Genomic DNA, 6,619 nt, shown 5'->3' with positions numbered 1-6,619 from the left:
CCGGAGTTGACGTCGACGACGGTCAGCGCTTCGGTCGACTCGATCACGATCGAGCCGCCCGAGGGCAGCTTCACCGTCGGCTTCATCAAGCGCGCGATCTCGTCGTCGATCTTGAAGTCGGCGAAAAGCCGCTTCCCGCCCTCGTAATACTTGATGCGCTCGACGTACTGCGGGCCGAGCATGCGCATGAAGTCGCGCACGTCCTCGAGCTCCGTCGGATCGTCGAGCCAGACGTTCTGCACTTGCGGGGTGATGAAGTCGCGTGCCGTCTTGTAGACGAGGTTCATGTCCTTGTGCAGCAACGCCGGCGCCGGCAGCGCCTTGAACTGCTCGAGGATCCCGTGCCACATGCGGATCAGCACGCCGAGGTCGGCGATCAGCTCGGCGTTGGAGACGCCGGCCGCCGCCGTGCGCACGACGGTCGCCATCCCTTCGGGACGGATCGCCTTCATGATCGTCTTGAGCCGGTTGCGCTCGTCGGCCGACTCGATCTTGCGCGAGACGCCGCTGAAGCGCCCCGTCGGCATCAAGATCAGGTAGCGGCCCGGGAGCGAGATGTTGGTCGAGACGCGCGCGCCCTTGAGGCCGCGCGGCTCCTTGACGATCTGCACCAGGACGTCGTCGCCGCGGCTGACCTTCTCGGTGATCGTATAGCCGCTGCGGCCGGAGGTGACTTCGACGTCGCCGATGTTCAGCGGCGTCTTGTTGATGTCGTCGACGTAGAGAAACGCGTTACGACCGAGACCGATGTCGACGAAACTGGCACCCATCCCCGGCAAGACGTTGACGACCTTGCCCTTGTAGATGGAGCCGATGACGCGCTCTTCGCGCTCGACGTAGATTTCGGCGAGACGACCTTCCTCGAGGATCGCGACGCGGTTTTCCCACGGATCGCTCGAGATGAGGATGTCGGTGGACAATGGAGTGTGCTGGCCTCTCTCGGACGCCCGCAGCCCTCGTCCGCGGGCACATCGCGACAGCGCAGAGCGTCATCGAGCGGGCCTCGCAGGCGGACGCGTGCGTCCACTTGGTTGAGAAATTCGGAAAAATTCTGGTGGAAGCCGGCCGGACGATCCAGCGCGAGCCCCGTAGGCCCGCACGATCACCTCACGGTGTCTTCCGTAGTAGCGGCTTCAGGGCGGCGCCCCGGTGGTCCTTTGCGGCTGGGCGGTCGAGCAAGCGAGCGACGGCACGGGAAGCCGCACGTGGGCTCGCCGCTGCGGCAGCCTTTAGCCGCACTCGCCGCTTGCCAGGCGAAATGGGTCGCCCGGGATGATCTGGTCCTCGTAGAGCGTCCGATGCGTTCGCGCGTCGAACGATCCCAGCCAAACGTCCGTATGCACGTGATAGCCCGGCAGAAAATGAACGCCGACGATCACGTCGGTAACGACCGTCGAGCGTCCCGGATGGATGGGCAATCGTACGCGCATCGGCGTGGTCAGGTGGATCATATCCATCCGTTCGAAGGCACCCTTGAAGCCCGCGCGACGATCAACTCGTTCCGTTGTCGGCACCTCAGCGAAGATCTGCGCCGAGGTTTCGAGCAAACACGCGCACGGGCGCGTCGGCCACTTGTTCGCTGCAACGAGCGCGTTGAGCTCTTTGGCTACGGCTCTACCCCGCGTACTGCTGCACTTTCCGCAATGCGCCCCTGAGACGGAGATCGCAGCCTTACCTCCCCGGGGACCGCTGTCAGCCGCTGCGGTACCAGCAGCTGACAGCGCGAGAGCGCCTGCGATGAAAATTTCTAGCATCACACGTCTGCGATCGCAGTAACGTCTCGGCTCACTCGAAACTGGGCACGAATCAATAATTAGGCCCGGCGGGCCGGGGCGTCCCCGAAGACCAGGGCGTCCTTCTGCAGCACGATGTTGAGCAGGATGCCGACCGCGACGTAGTCGGTCATCAGCGCGCTGCCGCCGTAGGACATGAACGGCAGCGGGATGCCGGTGATCGGCATGATCCCGATCGTCATGCCGACGTTGACGACGACGTGGAAGGCCAGCAGCGTGATCAGCCCGACCGCCAGCAGCATCCCGAAGCGGTCCTGCGCGGCGAAGACGGCCTTCACCGCGGCACCCAGGCCGACCGCGTAGAGCGCCAGCAGCAGCAGCGCGCCGGCGAAGCCCCACTCTTCGCCCAGCGCGGTGAAGATGAAGTCGCGCGAGTTCTCCGGCACGAACGCCAGCTGCGTCTGCGTGCCGTGGAAGAGGCCCTTGCCGAACCACTCGCCGCTGCCGACCGCGATCGTCGACTGGTTGAGGTTGTAGCCGACGCCTTGCGGATCGAGCTTGGGATCGAGGAACACCAGCAGGCGCGCGCGCTGGAACGGCTTGAGCAAGTGCGCGCTGGTGAGCACGTAGGCCGCCGCGGCGACGATTCCGCCGACGAACAATCCGAAGTCGAGCAGGTTCGGTAGGCCGAAGTACAGCTCGGCCGTCAGGATCGCGCCGATCACCAGCGTCGTGCCCAGGTCCGGCTGCTTGAGGATCAGCACGGCCGGGACCGCCACCGCCAAGAGCGGCAGCCACAGCTCTTGGATCTTGCGGTAGTTGCCGCGGCACAGCAGCGCCGCGATCGCGATCGCCAGCACAACCTTGGCCGGCTCGGAGGGCTGGAACTGGAAGCTGCCGATGCGGATCCAGCGCGCCGCGCCAAGCGCAGACTGCCCTTTGACGGTGATGAACACCAGCAGCGCGAGTGTGATGAAGTAGAGCGGGATCGCCCAGCGTTTCCAGACGCGATAGTCGACGAACGCCAAGCCGACCATCAGCGCGATGCCGATCAGCGCGTAGACGATCTGATTGCGCCACTCGCCGCCCGCGCCGCGATCGTGCAGCGTCGCCGAGCGAATGAACACGATGCCCAGGATCGTGGTGAGGATCGGTGCGATCGCGAGCGGCCAATTGAACCGCGTATACCAGGGACGTTCCACGCTATTCTACCCGCGCCACGAAAGGCCGGGCCGCGAGCGGTACGCTTCCGCGCGTACCACAAAGACGCCCCGAGACACCGAGAGTGCCAACGTCAGGACCTCGTTTGCTTGGTCAGCGCGACTCAGAGCGTTCGGACTAGTGCTTCAGGCCTGGCTTCTTCGTGCCAGTGGGCCCAATATTTAGGTCAAAGCTGACGTCAACGAATCGGCGTGGCTGAAGGTCCAAAGATCTAAGGCCTTTGGGCACTACCAACCCTCGGTCGAGAGCCTGGCCCGCCGCCTTGGTTGTCTTGCTTGCTCGCTTGGCACTGAGAATCTGACTGGCAAGCGACTCGATGCGATCTTTGGGCTTCATGGGCTGACATAGATTGTACCTCCTTCGACCCGGCAGCGGCAATAGCTACGGCAAACAACGCGGCCAGCGCTAAAGTAAAGCCTTGACGCTTCCGATTTCGCAGGCGCGCGTTCTTAGTAATGTCGCGCTTGTGGTTCTCAATAAGCACTTTCATCGCGTCAGACGGATCCTCAGCGAAGAGGGGCTCGAAAAGTGCCGGGTCCGGTGAAAATGCTACTCGGCCTCGGAAGTTCCAAATGGTAATCGACGCCGGGGCCACTAAGGATATCAACAATAGCCACTGATCCTTATCGAGAAAGTAAAGAAAGATACCAAAGATCGCCGCTAGTACGACTCCGTTTAGAGCATCAAAACTTCTAATCTCATCGATGTGCTTCTCGTTTACTCTCTCGAAGGTTTCCGCGAGATAGCGAATATCGGCGTCTACTGTTGCATCTTCGTCGGACGCGATTTCGACCTGAGGGGGACCTGGTGATGTTACCGCGAGAACGCGTTCCAGGGCAGCTGCTGCTGCAGTTGCCAGATTGATCAGATCGCGAAGAGTTCTAGACATTGCTCAAAGCTGAGTAGCAAGGCAGCTCGACTTACAAGGATTCACATTAGCAGCCCAGCGACCGCGTCTGGGGATAAATGGCCTCAAGGTCACGCGAGGTCAACGGCCCGATTAAAGCGCGAACGCGATTGAAGCTCTATCCGCAATCCAGTTAAGAATGCCGTGAGTAATTCGGTTGCACTCGGGCCGAGAGCGGTTTTCACTTCACCCTTGACTTCATCGATCCATTGATTGACCAGGCGAACATCGCCGTTTGCGTCTAGCAGAATGCCACGCACTCGACTAAGCCAAGTCTCAACGCTCTCAAGGGATGAGGTGGCGAGCACGATTTGTCCCGGACTCGATCGTACCTCCAGGTAAAAACGATCACGGCCCATTCCTAACGCTTCGAGGTAGAGGGCTGTAGCACCAGGACGTACATCGAACTCGCCCTCGTCCGCCGCTGGAAGATATTCGATCTGTACCTTTCCAGGTCCAGGCTCGACCGTCGGCGTCCCACGCAAGACGACACGCACCTGAAGGAGGAGCGCGCGAACGCCGGCTTCGGGCAGCTCGTTCATCAGGACCTCAATTTGCGACGCCAATTCGACGATGACTTCGCGCGTTCGCGCTACCGCGATTTGAAGATCGCCAGCAGCACTAATCGCTCCGTCCAGTTCTCGGCTAGAGTCCATTCGCAATGCCAGCAGAGAACCGTGCCGCTATGTCGCTTGCGGTGCGGCGTTGGGCGCGACGCCGCCGGACTTGCGCCGACGGCGGCGGCGCGGCGCGCCCGCCCCGGCGCCGCCGGCTTTCGGCGGGCTCGGCGCCGGGTGCGCCGTGGACTGCGCGGCGGCCGGCGTCGAGCTCACCGGCGGCGGCGCCGGGGCGGGTGGCGGCTCGGGGGTGCGCGGTGCCTGGCGGCTGCGCATCCCCAAGATGGGAATGTTGGCGAGCATCGCGACCTGTTTGTCTTGTTGCTCGAAGGTGACGTCGCAGTTGGCGACGTCGACCTCGCAGTAGCGCGAGATCACCTCGATCAGGTCGCCCTTGAGCGACTCGACGACGTCGGGCGCGAGCGAGAGGTGGTCGGAGAGGAGCACCAGCCGCAAGCGCTCGCGCGCGGTGACGCTCGAGGGCTCGGGACCGAACAGCTTCTTGATGAACTCGAACATCAACGGCTCCCGAACAGCTTGTCGAAGAACGAGCGCTCGCGCGGGATCGCGGGCGCGTCGGTGCGCGCGCCGCTGATCCGCTCGGCGATGGCGCGGTAGGCGGAGCCGACCGGCGAGGCGGCGTCGAGCGCGACCGGTTCGCCCTTGTTGGTCGAGACGATCACGTCGGGCGCGTCGGCGATGATGCCCAGCAGCGGCAGCCGCAGGATCGCGTTGACGTCCTCGACCGAGAGCATCTTGCCCTTGCGCACCAGCTCCGGGCGCAGGCGGTTGACGATCAAGTGCACCTTGCGCGTGTCGCCGAGCAGTCCGACGACGCGATCGGCGTCGCGCACCGCCGAGACCTCCGGCGTGCACACGACGATCGCTTCGTCGGCGCCGACGATCGCGTTGGCGAAGCCCATCTCGATGCCGGCCGGACAGTCGATCAGCACGTAGTCGAAGCGCGAGCGCAGCGAGTCGATCAGCGCGCGGAACGCGGCGGTGTCGACGTCGTCCTTCTCGCGCGTCTGCGCGGCCGCCAGCAGCTTGAGCTGCGGGACGCGCTTGTCGGTCACCAGCGCCTCGTCCAGCGTCGCCTTGTTCTCGAGCACGTCGAGGACGTGATGGCGCACGCGCGCTTCGAGCCCCATGACGATGTCGAGGTTGCGCAGCCCGACGTCGGCGTCGACCAGGACGACCGACGCGCCGGCCGCCGCCAGCGCGGCGCCGACGTTGGCCGTGGTCGTCGTCTTGCCCACGCCGCCCTTGCCGCTGGTCACGACGATCGCGCGACCGCGCGGCTTGGCCGGCGCGTCGGGCGCGGCGGCCTCCTGGGGGATCACGTCGTGGAGCATCTATCCGGCCTTCCCGAAGATGCGCTCGAAGAACCCCGGCGGGTTGAGCGCGGTGAACGGCACGACCTCGCCCTCGAGCCGGCGCGCGATCTTGGTGTAGATGGCGGCCAAGCGCGACTCGACGTTGAGCACGACCGGCTCGCCGCGGTTGGTCGTGTCGATGATCTCGGCGTCGTCGGGGACGATGCCGAGCAGCTCCGCCGAGAGGATGTCGGTCACGTCGTCGACCGAGAGCATGTCGCCGCTGCGCACCATCTCGGGCCGGATGCGGTTCACGATCACCCGCAACGAGAGCCCGCGCTCGCGCAGCTTGCCGATCACGCGGTCGGCGTCGCGGATCGCGCTGACCTCGGGCGTGGTGACGACGACGGCTTCGGTCGCGCCGGCGATCGCGTTGCGGAAGCCGTGCTCGATCCCGGCCGGGCAGTCGATCAGCACGTAGTCGCACAGCTCGCCCAGCTGCGTGACGACGTCGGCGAACTGCAGCTCGCTGACGGCGGTCTTGTCGCGCGTCTGCGCCGCCGGCAGAATGGCCAGGTTCTCGATGCGCTTGTCCTTGATCAGCGCTTGGCGCAGTTGACAGCGGCCTTCGACGACCTCGACCAGATCGAAGACGATCCGCTTCTCGACGCCCAGCACCAGATCGAGGTTGCGCAGCCCGATGTCGGCGTCGACCAGCACCACCCGATGCCCGCGCTGCGCGAGCGCCGCACCGACGTTCGCAGTGGTGGTCGTCTTGCCAACGCCACCCTTCCCGGACGTAACGACGATTCGACGTGCTGCCAT

At 64.5% G+C, this 6,619-nt stretch carries 7 protein-coding genes; all 7 read right to left on the bottom strand.

Annotated features, from left to right (window positions below; translation table 11 throughout):
• A partial coding sequence (locus VMD91_12300; protein HTW84845.1) for a ribonuclease E/G occupies window positions 1-920 on the bottom strand: 920 nt, incomplete at its 3' end.
• A 309-nt stretch (window positions 921-1,229) separates the two neighbouring features.
• Window positions 1,230-1,547, bottom strand: coding sequence for a hypothetical protein (locus tag VMD91_12295; GenBank protein HTW84844.1), 318 nt, complete (start codon window positions 1,545-1,547; stop codon window positions 1,230-1,232).
• Window positions 1,548-1,813: 266 nt separating this feature from the next.
• Window positions 1,814-2,935 (bottom strand): rod shape-determining protein RodA, encoded by a 1,122-nt coding sequence (gene rodA / locus VMD91_12290; GenBank protein HTW84843.1) that lies wholly within the window; start codon window positions 2,933-2,935, stop codon window positions 1,814-1,816.
• A 997-nt stretch (window positions 2,936-3,932) separates the two neighbouring features.
• Window positions 3,933-4,403 carry a hypothetical protein gene (locus tag VMD91_12285; GenBank protein ID HTW84842.1) on the bottom strand — a complete coding sequence of 157 codons (471 nt, stop codon included), beginning with the start codon at window positions 4,401-4,403 and terminating at the stop codon, window positions 3,933-3,935.
• A gap of 141 nt (window positions 4,404-4,544) precedes the next feature.
• Window positions 4,545-4,997: a cell division topological specificity factor MinE gene (gene minE, locus VMD91_12280; protein HTW84841.1), complete on the bottom strand. Its 453-nt coding sequence runs from the start codon at window positions 4,995-4,997 to the stop codon at window positions 4,545-4,547.
• Window positions 4,997-5,833, bottom strand: coding sequence for a septum site-determining protein MinD (minD, locus tag VMD91_12275; GenBank protein ID HTW84840.1), 837 nt, complete (start codon window positions 5,831-5,833; stop codon window positions 4,997-4,999). Before minD (VMD91_12275) ends, minE begins: the two co-directional genes overlap by 1 nt.
• Entirely contained in the window at window positions 5,834-6,619 is a 786-nt protein-coding gene (gene minD, locus VMD91_12270) for a septum site-determining protein MinD (GenBank protein HTW84839.1), read from the bottom strand.

The sequence above is a fragment of the Candidatus Sulfotelmatobacter sp. genome (genome assembly GCA_035504415.1).
Taxonomy (GTDB): Bacteria; Vulcanimicrobiota; Vulcanimicrobiia; order Vulcanimicrobiales; family Vulcanimicrobiaceae; genus Vulcanimicrobium.
The sequence above is the reverse complement of the archived record's forward strand: the minus strand, read 5'-3'. Positions and strand labels throughout refer to the sequence as shown.